This is a genomic window from Gammaproteobacteria bacterium (genome assembly GCA_029884425.1).
Lineage (GTDB): Bacteria > Pseudomonadota > Gammaproteobacteria > S012-40 > S012-40 > JAOUHV01.
On the sequence record JAOUHV010000008.1, the window covers coordinates 43,249 to 60,318 of the forward strand.

The following is a 17,070-nucleotide window of genomic DNA, read 5'->3' on the forward strand; positions in this document are numbered from 1 at the left end:
ACCGTTCTGACTTGAGCAAGAGCCGTAGGCTGCAATAACAGAAAGGCATTGCACCGTTTTTTGCGAAACATCCGGCGTAATGCGCTTTGCTTATTACACCCTACCCCCGAATTTTCGATGAACTCCATCATTGCGATCTATCCAAACCCGCTGCTTTGGTGCGCGCGGCGCACCCTACCCTATCGAGCCTCGTAGCTCCGATTAGCGCAGCGTAATCGGAGGCATGGAGGTTCATTTCATGCGTACGAATACGCTAACGCTATTCGCACCTACTGTTCTGACTTGAGCAAGAGCAGCCGTAGGCTGCAAGAACTGAAAGGCATTGCACCATTTTTTGCGAAACATCCGGCGTAATGCGCTTTGCTTATTACGCCCTACCCCCGAATTTTCGATGAACTCCATCATTGCGATCAATCCAAACCCGCTGCTTTGGTGCGCGCGGCGCACCCTACCCTATCGAGCAATTTTCCTGGTGCCCGAGATGCGGAATCCCGGCTACAATGCTGAATTCGGACGCTATGCGTTTGATCAGAAGATGCAAGCAATATGGATAAACAAATGAACAAACAACGCGATGAATTGCATGAACTGGGCTGGAGCGATTGGTTCGAACAACAAGCCGTGTGCCAACCAACAGATACTGTCGCTCGCGTTGCGGCTGTCGACCGTGACCAGTTGTTACTCACGGATCAAAACGGAAGTTTTCGGGCAAAATTGGCTGGCCGATACTTGCATCATCACCACCTGAGCCAGGAATTGCCGTGCGTAGGCGACTGGGTTTGTGTGGAAAAACAGCCTGAAGACGACTTTGGGATAATCCACGCGCTGCTGGAACGCCGAACATCGCTGCGCAGGAAATCAGCAGGAAACGTCATTGAGTACCAGATGATTGCAGCGAACGTGGATTACGTGCTGATCGTGCAGTCTTGTCACTTCGATTTTAATCCGAAACGCTTGGAACGCTATCTTGTCATGGTGATGGAAGGCGGCGCTGAACCGTACATTCTATTGACCAAAACTGATTTGGTGGATTCAGAGGTACTGGCCACGCAGCTGGCACAAATCAAGTCTATCGGTATCACCGCGCCGGTTGCGACATTGAGCAACATAACTGGCGACGGTCTGGAAGGCATTAAACAGTTACTGCAGCCAGGAAAAACCTATTGTTTCGTCGGCTCATCAGGCGTTGGCAAAAGCACACTGATAAATCAGTTGGTCGGCCGCGAAAAAATGGAAACAAAATCTGTCAGCGAATCAGGAGAAGGTCGACACACAACCGTTCGTCGTGAGCTGATCCGTCTTGACGGCGGCGCGCTGGTGATCGACAACCCTGGCATGCGCGAATTCGGCATCCTCGGCTCAGAAAGCGGCCTGGCAAACAGCTATGCCGGCATTGTCGATATCGCATCCAACTGCCGCTATCAAAACTGCAACCATACTGGCGAGCCAGGTTGCGCGGTACTCGCGGCGGTGCGTGCCGGCGAGATCAGCCAGGAATCCCTTGATAGTTTTCTTAAGCTCAAAGAAGAATCCGCATTCAACGACATGTCCTATGCCGAAAAACGCAAGAAGGATCGGGATTTTGGTCGATATATCAAGTCAGCAAAAAAAGATTTGAGAAAAGGCTGATCGTCCACCCACAAAAAAGCGCGGACGAAACCGCCCGCGCTCTATCTGCAACGTTCTGACTAAATCTTAGGAAAACGCGGTACCGCTACGCGCACCTACGGCACGCAGGATTTTCGCCAGCGGGCAAAAACCGGTAAACGCTGATTGCAACAGATTAACACCTATAAACGCGGTGAAATACAGCCATTCGCTGGCATGGTAATGCGCCAACAGTAAGGTCACCAAAATCATTGCGCCCGCAAAGGCCAACACAATACGTTCGATACTCATAAAAAGCTCCTCATAACACACCTACAGATTAGAATATCACAATATTCTAATTATGTAAAATATAGCGGCCTTTACCCCTTTGTGCTTTAATGGCGACTCCATTTAATTGCCGGTACCCGTAATGAAACTGCTGTTGGATTTTTTTCCTATCCTGTTGTTTTTCATAGCGTATAAGACATACGACATTTACGTCGCCACCGTGGTGGCCATCGTCGCTTCCCTGGTCCAGGTGCTGTATTCGCGCTATAGCACCGGCAAATTCGAAAAAATGCACTTGATCACGCTCGGTCTGATCGCCGTGTTTGGTGGTGCCACCCTGGTTTTGCAGGACGAAATCTTCATCAAGTGGAAGCCAACCGTCGTCAATTGGCTGTTTGCAGCGGTATTCCTGGGTAGCCAGTTTGTGGGCAAACAAAACGTTGCGCAGCGCTTGATGGGGGCAGCACTGACCCTGCCTGATCACGTCTGGCGCCGCATCAACTGGAGCTGGGTCTACTTCTTCTTCGCGCTGGGTGTGATCAACATCTACGTGATTTACAATTTTGACACGGATACCTGGGTAAACTTCAAACTGTTCGGCATGCTCGGATTAACGGTTGCCTTCATGATCGCTCAGGGACTTTATCTCGCACGCTACATCAAGGAATAAGCTGAGGAACCATGCTTTACGCCATTATCGCTACCGATGTAAAAAACAGTCTGGAGAAACGTTTGGCCGCACGCCCAGCGCACTTGGCGCGGTTGCAACAACTGCAGGATGAAGGTCGCTTGATCATCGCCGGCCCTCATCCCAACGCCGACAATACCGATCCTGCCAGCGCGGGTTTCAGCGGCAGTCTGATCGTTGCCGAATTTGCCAGCCTGGACGCCGCAGAAACCTGGGCCAGCAACGACCCCTATCAATCCGCCGGGGTTTACGAGCAGGTAATCGTCAAGCCGTTCCGCAAGGTATTTCCGCAATGACGCCACAAGAGCGAATAGATTACATTCGTCAACGCTTGAGCGATGCGTTTTCGCCCTCGCAACTGGAAATTGGTGACGACAGTCACTTGCACGCTGGCCACGCCAGTGCCAAGGGTGGCGGCCACTTTCGGGTGATGTTGGTCAGCGACGCGTTTCGCGGCAAGCCCACTATTCAGCGTCACCGCATGGTTTATGCGGCCATGGGCGAAGCAATGAATACCGAAATACATGCCTTGAGCATTCGCGCCCTGTCTTCTGATGAAATTTAATAATTATTTTGAGCCGATGAAAAAAAATCTCTGGTTACTTTGCCTTTCAGTTTGTCTGGCCTCCACAGCCTCCGCCCAAGACGCTGAGGAAAAAGTCATTGCCTCGGTCAACGGCACCAAATTCACCGAAGTGGATTTTCAGGCCTACACCAAATCCCGCCTGGGCGTGTCCCCCGGTGCGAGCCTGCCAATGGACAAACGCAGTCAATACATGGAAGAAATGATCAATCGTGAACTGATTTATCAGGCCGCGTTGAACGAAGGATTCGACCAGACAGACGCGGTGCAAACTCTTATCTATGAGCAAATCCGCAACATCATTACCACGCAGCGCATTGAAAAACTGCTGGCGGAAACGCCGGTCACCGAAGAAGAAATGCGCAAGTTGTACGAGCAACAACTGGCCGACAGTGCCAATCGTGAATATCACGCCCGCCACATTTTGCTGAAAAGCGAAGAAGATGCGAACAAGATCATCGCCATCCTGGATAAGGGCACTGATTTCGTCAAACTGGCAAATGAAACGTCCTCTGGCTCTACTCCCGATGGCGGAGACCTGGGCTGGTTCACACCCGATCAAATGGTACAGCCGTTTTCAGAAGCTGTAGAAGCGCTCAAACCGGGTGAATACACCAAAAAAGCCGTGCAAACCCGTTTCGGCTGGCATGTTATCAAGTTAGAAGAAAGCAGAGATGTTGCTCCCCCAAGCTATCACAGCCTGCAGAGCAAATTGGCAAAAATGATTCAGAACCAGACGATCGAAGATTACATCAACAAGCTGCGTGAAGACGCGATTATCGACGAAAACTAGATCGGTGAAGCCAAAAAACTCGAATTGACGGTCTATGCAGACCTTTTGATTCGATCCCGTAACCGACCCCTCGGCAACGATATCGATTTGAAACAGCGGGGCGCCCTCCAGTGTTGCCTCAGCAACACGCCCTGCTGCTAGCCATTCATTAAAACTTGCCAGACAAGTCTATGATGGCATTCAGGATGGTGGGTGCCAAATACAACATTGGCAGAGCAAACAAGAACACGAAAAACGCCATGTAGCCTTTTACATCATCAGAAAGCACCATACCGGTCATCTCCCACATACATGTTTTAAAAAAGCGCTGGCAACAGCACCAGCCGCCCCACATCGCCGCATAACCATACGGCGCGTAGAAGTATATTTTCAAAGGGAAATAAGCGCCAATTAAATAACTTGATCGAGGGAATAAAAAATTCATCTGTATTTTCTGAGGGTTTTAATTTGTTTTTTCAGCCTCAGAACGCAAAACAGCCGCATTTAGCGGCTGTTTGTTCGGGGAGAACTGTGAGCGCAAGGTTCCTAGCCTCGCGGCAGAGTCCTCAACGCCGGACTAGAAACGACCTGACAGGTCGACCAATGCGTTAAGAAGTGCTGGCGCCAAGTACATAGCAGGTAGCGCAAACATAAACGCGGCAAATGCCAAATAGCCCTTTACATCATCAGACACGGAAGTCATAACTTTCTCCTCTCACATCACACAGGAACTACGGCTAGCAATAATTTACCTTTACTATCAACAACTTACTTAGATCCAGATAGTAATTTCATTGTAGTCCCTCAATTGCAGGATAGCTAATACAATTTTTTAATAACCTTTCATTTTTTATTACTTAAATATATGAGGTTAATAAATCACCGCCTGCCCAACACAACAATCAGGTATAATGCCGACCTCCACCACTATGGGCGCCACGGCTCCATCAGTTGCCGGTGTACCTCACAATCTAGGTCTTCTTATGTCGCAGCAAGTCATCAGCCGTTTTTCCGAACTTTCACTGTCACCTGCTATCCTGCAAGCCGTTGCGGATATTGGTTACGAAACGCCATCGCCCATCCAGGCGCAAAGCATCCCCCCTTTGCTGGAAGGACGCGACCTGCTGGGCACAGCGCAAACCGGCACGGGTAAAACGGCGGCATTCGCACTTCCTCTGCTGAGCAGACTGGACATTTCGCGAAACCAGCCTCAGTTGCTGGTACTCGCGCCCACGCGGGAACTGGCCATCCAGGTTGCCGAAGCCATGCAGGCTTATGCGCGTCACATGCAGGGTTTTCACATTTTGCCGGTATACGGTGGTCAAGGCATGGACACCCAGCTGCGCCAGCTAAAACGCGGTGTGCACGTTGTGGTTGGTACCCCCGGTCGCGTACAAGATCACCTGCGTCGCGGCACCCTGAAGCTGGATTCCATCCGTGCTGTTGTTCTGGACGAAGCCGACGAAATGTTGCGTATGGGATTCATCGATGATGTTGAAGCCATCCTGCAGCACACGCCTGCGGATAAACAAGTGGCGTTGTTCTCCGCCACCATGCCGCCCGCCATTAAGCGTGTTGCCGACACCTATTTACGTAATCCGGTAGAAATCAAAATCAAGTCGCAAACGACGACGGTTTCCGCCATTACCCAACGCTACTGGCAAGTGAGTGGCATTCACAAGCTCGACGCGCTAACGCGTATGCTGGAAGTGGAAGAATTCGACGGTGTCATTATCTTTGTCCGCACCAAAAACGCGACGATTGAATTGGCAGAAAAACTGGAAGCCCGTGGCTATTCTGCCTCGCCACTCAACGGTGACATGAGTCAGCAGTTGCGGGAAAAAACGGTCGATCGTCTGAAAAAAGGCAGTCTGGATATTCTGGTCGGCACCGACGTTGTTGCCCGTGGACTGGACGTTGAACGCATTAGTCACGTCATCAACTATGACATTCCATACGACACCGAATCCTACGTGCATCGTATCGGTCGTACCGGTCGTGCGGGTCGTAAAGGTGACGCCATTTTGTTTGTCGCCCCCCGCGAAAAACGCATGCTCAGCACCATCGAAAAAGCGACCGGCCAGAAAATTGAGCCCATGCAGCTTCCCAGTCGTGAAACCATCGCCAACAAGCGCGTCATGGCGTTCAAACAATTGATCAGCGATGCCATCGAATCGCAGGAGCTCGCGTATTTCCAGGAAATCGTCGAAGGCTATCAGGAAGAACACAACATCGGCATGAGCGAAGTCGCTGCTGCGCTGGCGTATCTGCTGCAAAAAGATCGTCCGCTTGCACCAGAGTTCACTGACGTTGTGGAATCTGCGCCACCGCGCAAAGACAAGCGTGACAGAGACAGCTACGGTTCAGGCGATCGCGGCGAGCGTAGCGAACGCAGCGGCGGCAACAAGTTCAAGTCGCAGCAACAAGCGGAAGCAGGCATGGCCCGCTACCGCATTGAAGTCGGTCGTCAACATGGCGCAGAACCCAAACACATTGTCGGTGCCATCGCCAACGAAGCCGGTGTCGAAAGCGCGTTCATTCGCAACATCACCATCCATGATGATTACTCCACCGTGGATTTGCCGGAAGGCATGCCCAACGATATTTTCCAGCACCTGCGCAAAGTTCGCGTTGCCAGTCGGATGCTCAATATCAGTTTGGCTGACGGCGGCAGCCCACGCAGTCATGCGGGCAAACCCAAGCCCAAGGGACCCAGACCACCTAACAAAGGCGGCAATTCAAAAGCCAAGCCTCGGCCGAAAAACAAAGACAGCAAGCCTAAAGGCTAAACCAAAATGAAAAGAGGGGACCAACGTCCCCTCTTTTTTTTGTTCAATACACTGAATTTTTATTCGTCAGCCAGCAACTCACCGTTGAGCAATTTTTGCAGCGCGGCTTCATCCAAAACGGCGACCCCCAATGACTCGGCTTTTTCCACCTTGGAACCAGGGTCCGCCCCTGCAATCACGTAATCAGTATTTTTAGACACACTGCCCGCCACTTTCGCACCGAGTTTTTGCAATGCCTCTTTGGCTTCAGTGCGACTCAGACTGTTGAACGTACCCGTCAGTACGATGGTTTTGCCTTCTAGTGGTTTGGAAACCGAATCATCAACCACCACATCATCCCAGTGCAGCATATTAGGCTTGCGAAGCTCTGCAATCACATTTTTGTTATGCATTTCTGCAAAAAATTCGGCGATGCGACTGGCAACCACCGGCCCAACATCAGGTACCTGCTGCAAGGACTCCACGTCTTGCTGCATAATTTTGTCGAGATTGCCATAGTAATTTGCCAGTGCCTGTGCCGTTGCTTCGCCCACTTCGCGTATGCCCAGCGCAAACAAAAAACGTGCGAGCGTTGTTGCTTTACTTTTCTCCAACGCGGCAATCAAATTGGACGCAGACTTTTCCGCCATGCGCTCCAGCCCCGCCAATTGATCTACCGTCAGCGAATACAAGTCGGCAACATTTTTCACCAGGCCCAGCTCGACCAGTTGATCAACCAGCTTATCGCCCAGACCTTCAATGTCCATCGCCCGCCGCGAGGCAAAGTGCTTGATGCCTTCTTTTTGCTGTGCCGCACAATACAATCCACCGGTACAACGCAGAACCGTTTCGCCTTCGACGCGCATGACGTGTGAACCACACACTGGACATTGCTGCGGCATCACAAACGCCTGGGTATTTTGCGGACGCATGGAAAGCACCGAACCCACCACTTCAGGAATCACATCGCCGGCACGACGAACAATCACCGTGTCGCCTTCGCGAATATCCTTGCGCTCAATTTCATCCAGATTGTGCAGGGTCGCATTGGTCACCGTTACACCGCCAACAAACACTGGCTGCAACCGCGCCACAGGTGTCAATGCACCAGTACGGCCCACTTGAATTTCGATGCGCTCAAGCACGGTGAGCTGCTCCTGCGCCGGAAACTTATGCGCGATTGCCCAACGAGGTGCTTTGGCAATAAATCCCATTCGCTGCTGCAAACGAACATCATTGAGCTTATAAACCACGCCATCAATGTCATATTCAAGCTGCTCGCGCCGCTCACCCAGGCGCTGAAAATAATCCAGACAACCTTGCGGGCCTGTGACTTTTTCCGCCAATGGGCACACTGGCAAACCCAATGTTTTAAGCCACTCCAGTTGTGCAAATTGGGTGACTGGCAAAGATTGCCCTTCCACTTGAGCAATTGCGTAGCAATACATTGCCAGCGGCCGTTTTGCAGCAATGCGCGAATCCAGTTGACGCAATGAACCTGCGGCGGCATTGCGAGGATTGGCAAATGTTTTCTCGCCGGCCTCGCGTTGGCGTTGATTCAATTGTTCAAACCCTTTTTTGGGCATGAACACTTCGCCACGCACTTCCAGCAACGCAGGAAAATTTCTGATCAATTGCAGCGGCACAGCTCGGATGGTACGCACATTTTGGGTGACATCTTCACCAGTGGTGCCGTCGCCCCGCGTCGCAGCACGCACCAGCGTACCGTGTTCGTACAACAAACTGATAGCCAAACCATCCAGCTTGGGTTCGGCAACGTATTCTTCGTCGCCCAGCTCCAGGCGTTCGCGGATGCGGCGATCAAAGTCGAACACGTCTTCGTCACTGAATGCATTGCTCAGCGACAACATGGGAACATGATGAGTAACAGGTTCGAACGCATCCAGGGGTGCATTGCCCACCCGCTGGGTTGGCGAGTCAGCGGTACGCAATTGGGGATACTGCGCCTCAAGCTGTTCCAGTTCGCGCATCAGCCGATCGTATTCGGCGTCGGGAATCTCCGGTTCGTCCAGCGTGTAGTAGCGATAATTATGGTAATTGAGCTGCTGACGAAGCTCAGCAGCCCGTTGATGATCAACATTGGACATGGAGAAAAACTCCAGAAGAAATTACATGTATTTTTCTACATCAATGCGCATGACATTGATTTCGGAGACGCTAAGCAGTTTGCGATCTTCGGTGTACAACTTGCCGCCAAGACGGCGTGACAAACGCTGTGCGGCAGACATCATTTGGGTAAATGCCAGCGACGCGTTACCCACTTCCATGGGCACCTGCATCTGGAACGTCAAACCATTTGTGGAAAACTCATCGATGTTCTGCAGATCAAAATTTCCGGCTTCAGTAACATTGCCAACACTAAAGTTCACGTAGACGCGACTCTGGTCTTTGGCAAGATGCTGATAGATACCACGGTCGTTTAGTTCCAAACCGACTTCCTGCATCGCGCTCACGAACATGCGCCCACCAAACTTGCGACCACCATCACTTTTCAGGTACACCGTGATCACTTTTTTTGTTTTGTCGCGTGACAGCTTGACTCTTTCGGCGACACGTACAACCGGCTCGGCATGATCGGAGGTTTCCGCAGCATCCACCGAAGCCTCATCCATCGGCTCCGAATTTTTCTTGCTCACTTCCACCACGGGCCGGGTTACTTTTGGCTTGTCGTTGGCTGGTGGCGTTGGTCGTGATGATGCAGAACCGACTTTTTTCTCCACCACTTCCGATTTCTTTTCATTGCGCGGTTTATTTTCTGCCGCAGGAGCCTGCTGCTTTTTCACCTCAGGTGCCGGTGCCTTCTTTACCGATACCGGACCAACATCGTCCACATTGTCTTCATCGTCATGCAGCTTGACGCTGGGGAGTTCGTCTTCTTTTTCCAGACGTCGAAACGCTTTCACCGTGGACTTGGGCTTGGGCATCACCATCTCGTGATCAGCGGCTTTGCGCACAGAGACCTTGCCCAGCGCACCGCGTTCCTCGGGCAGATCTTGGTACTGACTGGGATGCACCGCACGGTTTTCTTCTGCCAGCGCGGTTTTGCTCAAACGGGGACGTCGGCTAATGAAAAAAACGGCCAACAACACAAAAAAACCGACTACCAATAACGTCAGTCGTAACGGATCAGAAAAGAACTGAACAATGGGTGTAATCATAGAGTTTTACGACGCCACAAGTTGTACTGCCTCTTCCACGTCTACCGCCACTAAGCGGGAGACACCCGGCTCATGCATGGTGACACCATTGAGCTGTTCGAAATTTCCATCGTTGCCTTGTTGTGGGTGATAAAAATAAACTGCACCTGTTTGGACATTTCTTTCACCAAGTCACAGAAGCGACCAACGTTGGCCTCATCCAGTGGTGCGTCCACCTCGTCCAGCATACAGAACGGCGCCGGATTCAGCTCAAAAATCGAGAACACCAACGCCGCCGCAGTCAGTGCTTTTTCACCACCCGACAACAAATGAATGTTGGTGACACGTTTGCCAGGAGGACGCGCCATAATGGTCACGCCGGTATCCAGCAAATCTTCGCCGGTCATTTCCAAATACGCCTGACCGCCACCAAACAATTTCGGGAACATGCGCTTCAAACCATTATTGATAAAATCAAAGGTTTCTTTAAAGCGAGCTCTCGTTTCACGATCAATTTTACGGATCGCATTTTCCAACGTTTCCAGCGCATCCATCAAGTCCTTGTATTGCGCTTCGATGTGCTCCTTGCGCTGCGACTGTTCGTTATACTCGTCAATCGCGGCCAGGTTGATCGGCCCCAGCTTCTGGATTTTTTGTTCCAGATCGCGTAGCGCCTCTTCCCATTCGGCAATGTTGGCCGTATCAGACAGCCCTTCAAACAACAGATGCAATTCGTAGCCCGCTTCGGTCAACTGCTCCTGGATAGTCTGGCGACGCACCCGCAAGGTTTGCGCTTCCATCCGGTCATGTTCGAGCGAGCTGCGCACCATGTGCACACGCTGTTCAGCCAGCATGCGTTTGGTGGTCAGTTCGCGCATTTCTGCATCGGCTGCTTCCATCGCCCGGCGTGCCTCGGCCAAACGGCCTTCCACTTCCAGACGAACCGCCAGTAAGCCTTCAAGTTCCTCAGTCAACGACGCGATCGGGTTGTCGTCAATATTGAGTGACTCCAACAGCATATCGCGACGCTGCTGCAGTTGCCGCAATTGGTTTTCGACACGCGCCAGACTTTGTTGAGTCGAGGTGATGTTGGATTTCACCGCAGTGTATTCTGCCGTCAATGCCTGCATGGCCACAGCATCCTGACTGGCGGCGGCACGCGCCTCATCCAGGCGCAAACGTAATTCTTCGCGGCGCTGCTGCAATTCCTCGCGGCGTATTGCCAGCTCTTCCATACGCTCAACCGCTTCTTCGAGCCGTCCCCGCGCTTCGGCGATATTTTCGCTGTTGGTCTGCAGTTGCATTTGCAACTCTTCCATATCGCCAACGATGGTGTCCTTGCGCTTGCGCAACTGATCAACCCGCGCCTGCTTGCCGCTGCGACTGGCTTTCAAGTCACCCAGGCGACGTTCAAATTCACTCAGTTGTGCCTGAATGCGATCGCGTTCTTCTTCCAGTTGCGCCTGAGTATCTCTGGCCTGCAACAAGCTCGCTTCCAGCGTATCCAGTTGTTCGGCAAAAGCAGATTTTTCTGCAATGGCATCGCGCAGGGCTTTTTCGCGCTGCAACACACCGGCTTTTTCGTCCTGGCTGCGATTAATCCGCAACCATTGCGCCCCCAGCCACAAGCCATCGCGGGTAACGATGGACTCGTTGCCCTGCAGTTTGTTCTGCGCGGCCAACGCCTGTTCCAGGGTTTCGGCGCAATACACCCCGGCAAACAGCGATTGCACCGGCCAGCGGCTGTTGATCTTTGACCACAACGTTGGCAAACCCAGCGCCTCATTGGCAGTCAGGCTGACGCCGCTGTTTTGCAAATTAAATATTTCCAGCGCACCACGCTCCAAGCGCGACAACGCCTGCGGAATATCGGCGAGGTTATCGACACAAACCGCTTCCAGGTGAAAGCCCAAAACGCTTTCAACTGCTTTTTCCCAGCCGGATTCGGTATCGATGCCTTGCGCCAAGCGCGACGCACTGGCCAAACCGTTGTTACGCAACCAATCGCCCACTTGAGAATTGGATTTGCCCAACGCGGTTTCCTGCAGCGCTTCCAGGGACGCAATGCGTCCCGACAGTGCTTGCGACTGATCGCGCACCGCAGACAACTGCCGGTTCAGCGCGGTGATTTGCTCACGCTGTTCTGCCAGTTTGGTTTGTGTGTCCTGACGATTGTAGAGCAGGCTTTCGGCCTGCTGCTGCTCATTTTCGATCTGTTCGTTGACCAGCTCCAGCTCTGATTCGAGGTCGGCGAAATTCAGTCCGAGCATTTCCTCTTGCAGGCGCTGATGACGCTGTTCCAACTGCCGTGATTGCACTTCCATGTGGGTAATGGTGGTACGTTCGACTTCGGCCTGACGCGCTGGCTCGTTGGCGCTTTGGTTAAAGGCGTCCCACTGGTTTTGCCAGTCCTGCATGGCCGATTCAGCTTCCGTCTGCTGAACGCGTGCCTGTGCCGACGTTTCCGCCGCCATTTCGTAACGGGGTGCCAGTTCCTGCTCGCGCAGTTCCAGCTCCATCAAACGTTCGTGATCTGCGGTTTGATGCGCCTGCATTTCCTGCAAGCTGCGCTCGGCCTGATCCAGATCGGTGCTGAGCTGACGCTGACGGTCGCGGGTGTGGGCGATAAACTGTTCTTTGGTCGAAATATCCGCGCCGACCTGATAGAACTTACCCTGAATCTCGTTGAAAACGTCATTGGACTCGGTGTGCGCTTCGCGCTGACGCTCAATGCCGGCTTCAGCTGAACGCTGCGTGGCCAGCTCTTCTTCGAGTTTGACTTCCAGGCTGGTCACACCACCTTCAACTTCGCGGGCTTTTTCGTCCAGGCTCTGCCATTGCAGCGCCAACAACTGACCACGAGTGTCGCGCTCTTGTTGCTTCAATTCCTTAAAACGCTCGGCAGTACGCGACTGACGCTGCAGGCGCTCCAGCTGTTTGCCCAACTCATCGCGCAAATCGTTAATGCGATCCAGGTTTTCTTTGGTGCTTCGAATCCGGGTTTCGGTTTCGCGACGGCGTTCCTTGTATTTGGAAATGCCGGCGGCTTCTTCAATGGTCGCGCGCAGCTCTTCGGGCTTGGCCTCGATCATGCGCGAAATCATGCCCTGTTCGATGATGGCGTAAGAACGCGGACCCAAGCCGGTTCCCAGGAACAAATCGGTAATGTCCTTGCGTCGGCAACGGGCACCGTTCAAGAAATAACCTGATTGGCCATCGCGGTTGACCACGCGCTTGACCGAAATCTCCATGAAATTGGCGTACTGGCCACCCAGCTTGCCTTCGGAGTTGTCGAAAACCAGTTCAATCGACGCCTGCCCCACGGGCTTACGGCTGGAGGAGCCATTGAAAATGACGTCCGCCATGGAACCACCACGCAGGTGTTTGGCCGAGGTTTCCCCCATGACCCAGCGTACCGCGTCGATAATATTGGACTTGCCGCTGCCGTTAGGCCCCACCACTCCCACCAGATTACTCTTGAGAATGACCGTGGTTGGATCCACGAATGACTTAAATCCAGCCAGCTTTATTTTTGATAAGCGCATATAACCAGTGACAACTCTAACGGAAACAAAGCATTAGTTCCCCGATGAACGACGAAACTTTTTCGCCAAACGGCTGTTTCTTGGGGTAAAATTGAGCGCTTTAAAGTATCACAGAGACACTGTTTATGCCTAGCCAACCGTCCAAAATTCTTGAGACCTTCGACAACCCAAATCCAGAGCGCGACTACACCATCCGCATTCGGATGCCGGAGTTTACCTGCCTGTGCCCCAAAACCGGCCAGCCCGACTTTGCTACGCTGTACCTGGATTACATCCCGGACAAACAGTGTATCGAGCTGAAATCGTTGAAGTTGTACATCTGGTCATTCCGCGAGGAAGGTGCCTTCCACGAGGCAGTGACCAATCAAATGCTGCAGGACTTCGTTGCTGCCTGCCAGCCTCGCTTCATGCGCCTGACCGGTGAATTTGCCGTTCGCGGTGGAATTTACACCAACGTGGTGGTTGAACATCACGCCAAAGGTTGGACCCCAAAACCTCTGGTTCAGCTGCCCTAAGTGGGTTTGTATCTCGGCATAGACCTGGGCACCTCCGGTGTCCGTGCCGTCGCCATCGACGAGCAGGGACGCGCGGTCGGCTGGGCGCACACCTCGTTGCCCGCGCCAATCCATGCGGCCAACGGTGTGCGTCAGGCACCGGCGTTGTGGTGGCAAGCCGTGCAGCAAGTGCTGCATTCGCTGTTGCGCCACATTGACGCCGGCCGGGTTCTCGCCATTGCGGTGGACGGCACTTCCGGCACCCTGCTCGCCATTGACGAGCAGGGCCAGCCCCTGGCCGACGCCATCATGTACAACGATAGCAGCAGTCAGGCGCAAGCCGCCCACATTCGCCAGTTTGCACCGGCAGATGCTATCGCCAGCTCGGCGTCGTCTGGCCTGGCTCGCTGCCTGCGTTTGCAACAGGAAATCACCACCCCCATCCACCGATTTGTCACCCAGGCCGACTGGATCCGTGGCCAATTGAGTGGCCACTGGCAACACAGCGACGAACATAATGCACTCAAGACCGGTTACGATCCGCTGAATCGGCAGTGGCCGGAGTGGATCTGGCAAACCGGCATTCAGCGTCAGCAACTGCCTGAGGTTTACCCCCCTGGCACGCCGGTCGGCCAGATCAGCCAGACCCGCGCACGGGAGTTTGGTCTGACTGAAAACTGCCAGGTGATGACCGGCACGACCGACAGCAATGCAGCCCTGCTCGCCACCGGCGCCCTCCGCCTGGGCGATGCAGTCACGTCACTGGGATCAACCCTGGTGCTGAAAGTAATCAGCAAAGTGGCGATACACGCGCCGCAGTACGGAGTCTATAGTCATCGGCTTGGCAATTACTGGCTGGTGGGCGGAGCCTCCAACAGCGGCGGCGCGGTATTACGCAAGTATTTCGACAACGCCACCCTGGTATCGCTCTCGGCGCAGATTGATCCTGAGCGCGACAGCCCGCTGGACTATTATCCCCTGCCTGCGCCCGGCGAACGCTTTCCGACCAATGATCCGCAACTGGAACCCCGGCTGCTGCCTCGCCCCATGAGCGATGTCGCCTTTCTGCATGGGTTACTGCAATCCATTGCGCGCATTGAGCAGCAAGGTTACGAATTACTGCGCCAATTGGGCGCGCCGTATCCCTGTCAGGTGATCAGTGCCGGTGGCGGAGCCAACAATCCCCAATGGCAAGCCATGCGACAGCGTCTGCTGGAAGTCCCGGTGAAAAAAGCCACTCAGCAGGAAGCGGCCTACGGCGCTGCCAAATTGGCGTTTTGGGGTCACACTGGAGAGCATCCCTATGGCTAACCTGGCCAATAATCCGTTCAATGGTTTGCGTTATTTACTGCAGGGATTTCGACTGATCACTCAGCCTGGATTGCGACGGTTTGTGATTATTCCAACGTTGATTAACATCAGCGTGTTCATCGGCCTGGGATATTTTGCATTCAACCAGATCGACATCATCACCGAATCCTACATCGCCAATTTGCCCGACTGGCTGCAATGGCTGGATTGGATTGCTGAGTTTGCCATCGTGCTATTCCTGGGTGTTATTGCATTTTTCAGTTTTACCCTCATCGCCAACTTAATCTGCGCACCGTTTAACGGTCCCCTGGCCGAGGCCGTGCATCAACGATTAACCGGGCAAACAACCTCCAGCCCATGGCACGAAAGCATTACCACCTTGCCAGCCACCTTCGCCGATGAATTTCGCAAAATGTTTTATGCCGTCAGTCGTAGCCTGCCATTTCTGCTGCTATTTCTGCTGCCAGGAATTAACGTGATTGCATCATTACTGTGGATGATTTTCGCAGCCTGGCTGCTTGCCTTGCAGTATCTGGATTATCCGCTGGGTAATCGTCACATTCGTTTTGCGCAACAACGTGCGCTGCTTGGGCAGTATCGCTGGCTGACCTGGGGGTTTGGTGGTGGTGTGTTGCTGTGCACACTGATCCCGGTGCTGAATCTGCTCATCATCCCTGCCGCAGTTGCTGGCGCCACTGCGCTGCAAGTCAAGGAAATCGAAACGCCTTAGCCGGCGTATCCCCATAAGCGCGGCAAACTGCGCAGTTGTTTAACCGGCAGTGCGCATACGGTTTTGATTTGCTGTTCTGGATGCGTCACTGAATCACAGACGATGTGCTGTTCGTACATCACGTCATTTTTGTCCCACACGGCCACGTACTGCGGCGGTGCGCTATTTTCCCGATTGGCACGAGTAATCATTGCGGTATCGCCATTGGCCAGTTTGACGCAGCTGCCTGGTGGAAAAATACCGACCGCCCGCACAAAATGAGCCATCAGTTTTTTATCGACTTCGTTATCCAACGCCACCAGTCGCTTTAGCGCCTGGGCCGGCAACAATCCCGGCCGATGGCGACGCGAAGATATCATCGCGTGATATCGATCCACCAGTGACAGAATTCGCGCCGGCAAATCAATCTCTTCACCACGACGTTTGCGAGGATAGCCACTGCCATCTATATTTTCGTGATGCGACAGAACAATCTCCAACCATTGTTCATCGGCAATACCATGATGCTTGAGCATCACCGCGCTTTGCATCGGATGTTGGCGAATATTTTTTTTCTGTGCCGGACTGAGCTGCTCTTTTTGTTCAAACAATTTATTTTGCAATTCGTAGATGCTGATGTTCGCACTCAATGCTGCCCCTACTAACGACACCATCTGTGCGTCAGATAGTTTCACCTGCTGGCCCAACGCATACGCCAGCACCGCGCAGTGCAGCGAATGCGCTACCGCATAATTGGGCGCGCGATAATGATGCGCAGACCCAATCAATGCATCCAAATCAAATTGGCACAGGTTGATAACGCAGCTCGCCAACCGTGGCAACAACTGGGTCACTGCCCGGCGTTTTTTCAGACTGGGATCATTTTGGCTGCGAAAAATCCGGTCCAGATTAGCCGCCACATGCTCCAGCTTTACAAACGGATTGAGCACATCGACAAACTGACTGAATTCGTTGAAGCGATCTTCGTAAAATAACGGCTGATATTTTATCAGCGACGACAACTGCTGCTGGCTGCGAATCACCGCACCTTGGCGCGCAAGCAACCGCCCCTTGCAATCCACGATATGCCAGCTCAGTGGAACACCCAGCGGCAGTTCCCGTAAACTCAGCAGGTGACTTGCATCTCCCATACGACAATTCCAT

16 protein-coding genes and 1 pseudogene are annotated in these 17,070 nt (G+C 53.0%); 10 read left to right on the forward strand and 7 right to left on the reverse strand.

All coding sequences use genetic code 11. The features are described 5' to 3' along the window. Nucleotides 1-391: 391 nt before the first annotated feature. The gene (locus OEW58_03760; GenBank protein ID MDH5300457.1) at nt 392-562 is read left to right on the forward strand and encodes a hypothetical protein; all 171 of its coding nucleotides are present in this window, start codon (nt 392-394) and stop codon (nt 560-562) included. Continuing rightward, the gene (rsgA, locus tag OEW58_03765; GenBank protein ID MDH5300458.1) at nt 559-1,629 is read left to right on the forward strand and encodes a ribosome small subunit-dependent GTPase A; all 1,071 of its coding nucleotides are present in this window, start codon (nt 559-561) and stop codon (nt 1,627-1,629) included. Before OEW58_03760 ends, rsgA begins: the two co-directional genes overlap by 4 nt. A gap of 66 nt (nt 1,630-1,695) precedes the next feature. Here rsgA and OEW58_03770 read toward each other — a convergent pair whose 3' ends face one another. Further along, nucleotides 1,696-1,899 (reverse strand): DUF2892 domain-containing protein, encoded by a 204-nt coding sequence (locus OEW58_03770; protein MDH5300459.1) that lies wholly within the window; start codon nt 1,897-1,899, stop codon nt 1,696-1,698. Nucleotides 1,900-2,020: 121 nt separating this feature from the next. Between OEW58_03770 and OEW58_03775 the strand changes: the two genes are divergently transcribed. From OEW58_03775 to OEW58_03790, 4 genes are read left to right on the forward strand one after another with little or no spacing between them, the layout of a single operon-like run. Next, nucleotides 2,021-2,548, forward strand: a complete 528-nt coding sequence (locus OEW58_03775; protein ID MDH5300460.1) for a septation protein A — start codon at nt 2,021-2,023, stop codon at nt 2,546-2,548. Nucleotides 2,549-2,559: 11 nt separating this feature from the next. Then, nucleotides 2,560-2,862 carry a YciI family protein gene (locus tag OEW58_03780; GenBank protein MDH5300461.1) on the forward strand — a complete coding sequence of 101 codons (303 nt, stop codon included), beginning with the start codon at nt 2,560-2,562 and terminating at the stop codon, nt 2,860-2,862. After that, a complete protein-coding gene (locus OEW58_03785) occupies nt 2,859-3,131 on the forward strand; it encodes a BolA family transcriptional regulator (GenBank protein ID MDH5300462.1) in 273 nt (90 codons plus the stop codon). Before OEW58_03780 ends, OEW58_03785 begins: the two co-directional genes overlap by 4 nt. Continuing rightward, complete coding sequence (locus tag OEW58_03790) at nt 3,121-3,942, forward strand: peptidylprolyl isomerase (GenBank protein MDH5300463.1); 822 nt, start codon at nt 3,121-3,123, stop codon at nt 3,940-3,942. Before OEW58_03785 ends, OEW58_03790 begins: the two co-directional genes overlap by 11 nt. Before the next feature lie 148 nt (nt 3,943-4,090). Here the strand turns inward: OEW58_03790 and OEW58_03795 are convergent, their stop codons facing one another. After that, a complete protein-coding gene (locus tag OEW58_03795; protein MDH5300464.1) occupies nt 4,091-4,366 on the reverse strand; it encodes a hypothetical protein in 276 nt (91 codons plus the stop codon). A gap of 132 nt (nt 4,367-4,498) precedes the next feature. Beyond that, nucleotides 4,499-4,624 (reverse strand): hypothetical protein, encoded by a 126-nt coding sequence (locus OEW58_03800; protein ID MDH5300465.1) that lies wholly within the window; start codon nt 4,622-4,624, stop codon nt 4,499-4,501. Nucleotides 4,625-4,904: 280 nt separating this feature from the next. Here OEW58_03800 and OEW58_03805 point away from each other — a divergent pair, with 280 nt between their 5' ends. Further along, nucleotides 4,905-6,710, forward strand: a complete 1,806-nt coding sequence (locus OEW58_03805) for a DEAD/DEAH box helicase (protein MDH5300466.1) — start codon at nt 4,905-4,907, stop codon at nt 6,708-6,710. A 59-nt stretch (nt 6,711-6,769) separates the two neighbouring features. On the opposite strand, the gene ligA is transcribed toward OEW58_03805, so the two are convergent. The 3 genes and pseudogenes from ligA to smc all read right to left on the reverse strand — a co-directional run bounded on the left by ligA (nt 6,770) and on the right by smc (nt 13,392). Further along, nucleotides 6,770-8,797 (reverse strand): NAD-dependent DNA ligase LigA, encoded by a 2,028-nt coding sequence (gene ligA, locus OEW58_03810; GenBank protein MDH5300467.1) that lies wholly within the window; start codon nt 8,795-8,797, stop codon nt 6,770-6,772. A 21-nt stretch (nt 8,798-8,818) separates the two neighbouring features. Beyond that, complete coding sequence (locus OEW58_03815; protein ID MDH5300468.1) at nt 8,819-9,868, reverse strand: hypothetical protein; 1,050 nt, start codon at nt 9,866-9,868, stop codon at nt 8,819-8,821. A gap of 6 nt (nt 9,869-9,874) precedes the next feature. Further along, nucleotides 9,875-13,392, reverse strand: a pseudogene (smc, locus tag OEW58_03820) (chromosome segregation protein SMC). A 125-nt stretch (nt 13,393-13,517) separates the two neighbouring features. Between smc and queF the strand changes: the two are divergent. Genes queF through cysZ form a run of 3 tightly spaced genes read left to right on the forward strand, consistent with a single transcriptional unit; the run spans nt 13,518 to nt 15,927 of the window. Further along, nucleotides 13,518-13,907: a preQ(1) synthase gene (queF, locus tag OEW58_03825; GenBank protein ID MDH5300469.1), complete on the forward strand. Its 390-nt coding sequence runs from the start codon at nt 13,518-13,520 to the stop codon at nt 13,905-13,907. Continuing rightward, the gene (locus tag OEW58_03830; protein ID MDH5300470.1) at nt 13,908-15,197 is read left to right on the forward strand and encodes an FGGY-family carbohydrate kinase; all 1,290 of its coding nucleotides are present in this window, start codon (nt 13,908-13,910) and stop codon (nt 15,195-15,197) included. Continuing rightward, nucleotides 15,190-15,927 carry a sulfate transporter CysZ gene (cysZ, locus tag OEW58_03835; GenBank protein MDH5300471.1) on the forward strand — a complete coding sequence of 246 codons (738 nt, stop codon included), beginning with the start codon at nt 15,190-15,192 and terminating at the stop codon, nt 15,925-15,927. Before OEW58_03830 ends, cysZ begins: the two co-directional genes overlap by 8 nt. On the opposite strand, the gene OEW58_03840 is transcribed toward cysZ, so the two are convergent. After that, a complete protein-coding gene (locus OEW58_03840; GenBank protein ID MDH5300472.1) occupies nt 15,924-17,057 on the reverse strand; it encodes an HD domain-containing protein in 1,134 nt (377 codons plus the stop codon). The genes cysZ and OEW58_03840 overlap by 4 nt on opposite strands. Nucleotides 17,058-17,070 lie beyond the last annotated feature (13 nt).

Excerpts from the sequence above, each read along its gene's own strand:
- OEW58_03795 (MDH5300464.1), bottom strand. The coding sequence starts at position 4,366 with ATGAATTTTTTATTCCCTCGATCAAGTTATTTAATTGGCGCTTATTTC.
- OEW58_03785 (MDH5300462.1), top strand. The coding sequence starts at position 2,859 with ATGACGCCACAAGAGCGAATAGATTACATTCGTCAACGCTTGAGCGAT.
- OEW58_03805 (MDH5300466.1), top strand. The coding sequence starts at position 4,905 with ATGTCGCAGCAAGTCATCAGCCGTTTTTCCGAACTTTCACTGTCACCT.
- queF (MDH5300469.1), top strand. The coding sequence starts at position 13,518 with ATGCCTAGCCAACCGTCCAAAATTCTTGAGACCTTCGACAACCCAAAT.
- OEW58_03790 (MDH5300463.1), top strand. The coding sequence starts at position 3,121 with ATGAAATTTAATAATTATTTTGAGCCGATGAAAAAAAATCTCTGGTTA.
- OEW58_03800 (MDH5300465.1), bottom strand. The coding sequence starts at position 4,624 with ATGACTTCCGTGTCTGATGATGTAAAGGGCTATTTGGCATTTGCCGCG.
- OEW58_03760 (MDH5300457.1), top strand. The coding sequence starts at position 392 with ATGAACTCCATCATTGCGATCAATCCAAACCCGCTGCTTTGGTGCGCG.
- OEW58_03815 (MDH5300468.1), bottom strand. The coding sequence starts at position 9,868 with ATGATTACACCCATTGTTCAGTTCTTTTCTGATCCGTTACGACTGACG.
- OEW58_03770 (MDH5300459.1), bottom strand. The coding sequence starts at position 1,899 with ATGAGTATCGAACGTATTGTGTTGGCCTTTGCGGGCGCAATGATTTTG.
- cysZ (MDH5300471.1), top strand. The coding sequence starts at position 15,190 with ATGGCTAACCTGGCCAATAATCCGTTCAATGGTTTGCGTTATTTACTG.
- ligA (MDH5300467.1), bottom strand. The coding sequence starts at position 8,797 with ATGTCCAATGTTGATCATCAACGGGCTGCTGAGCTTCGTCAGCAGCTC.
- OEW58_03775 (MDH5300460.1), top strand. The coding sequence starts at position 2,021 with ATGAAACTGCTGTTGGATTTTTTTCCTATCCTGTTGTTTTTCATAGCG.
- rsgA (MDH5300458.1), top strand. The coding sequence starts at position 559 with ATGAACAAACAACGCGATGAATTGCATGAACTGGGCTGGAGCGATTGG.
- OEW58_03780 (MDH5300461.1), top strand. The coding sequence starts at position 2,560 with ATGCTTTACGCCATTATCGCTACCGATGTAAAAAACAGTCTGGAGAAA.
- OEW58_03840 (MDH5300472.1), bottom strand. The coding sequence starts at position 17,057 with ATGGGAGATGCAAGTCACCTGCTGAGTTTACGGGAACTGCCGCTGGGT.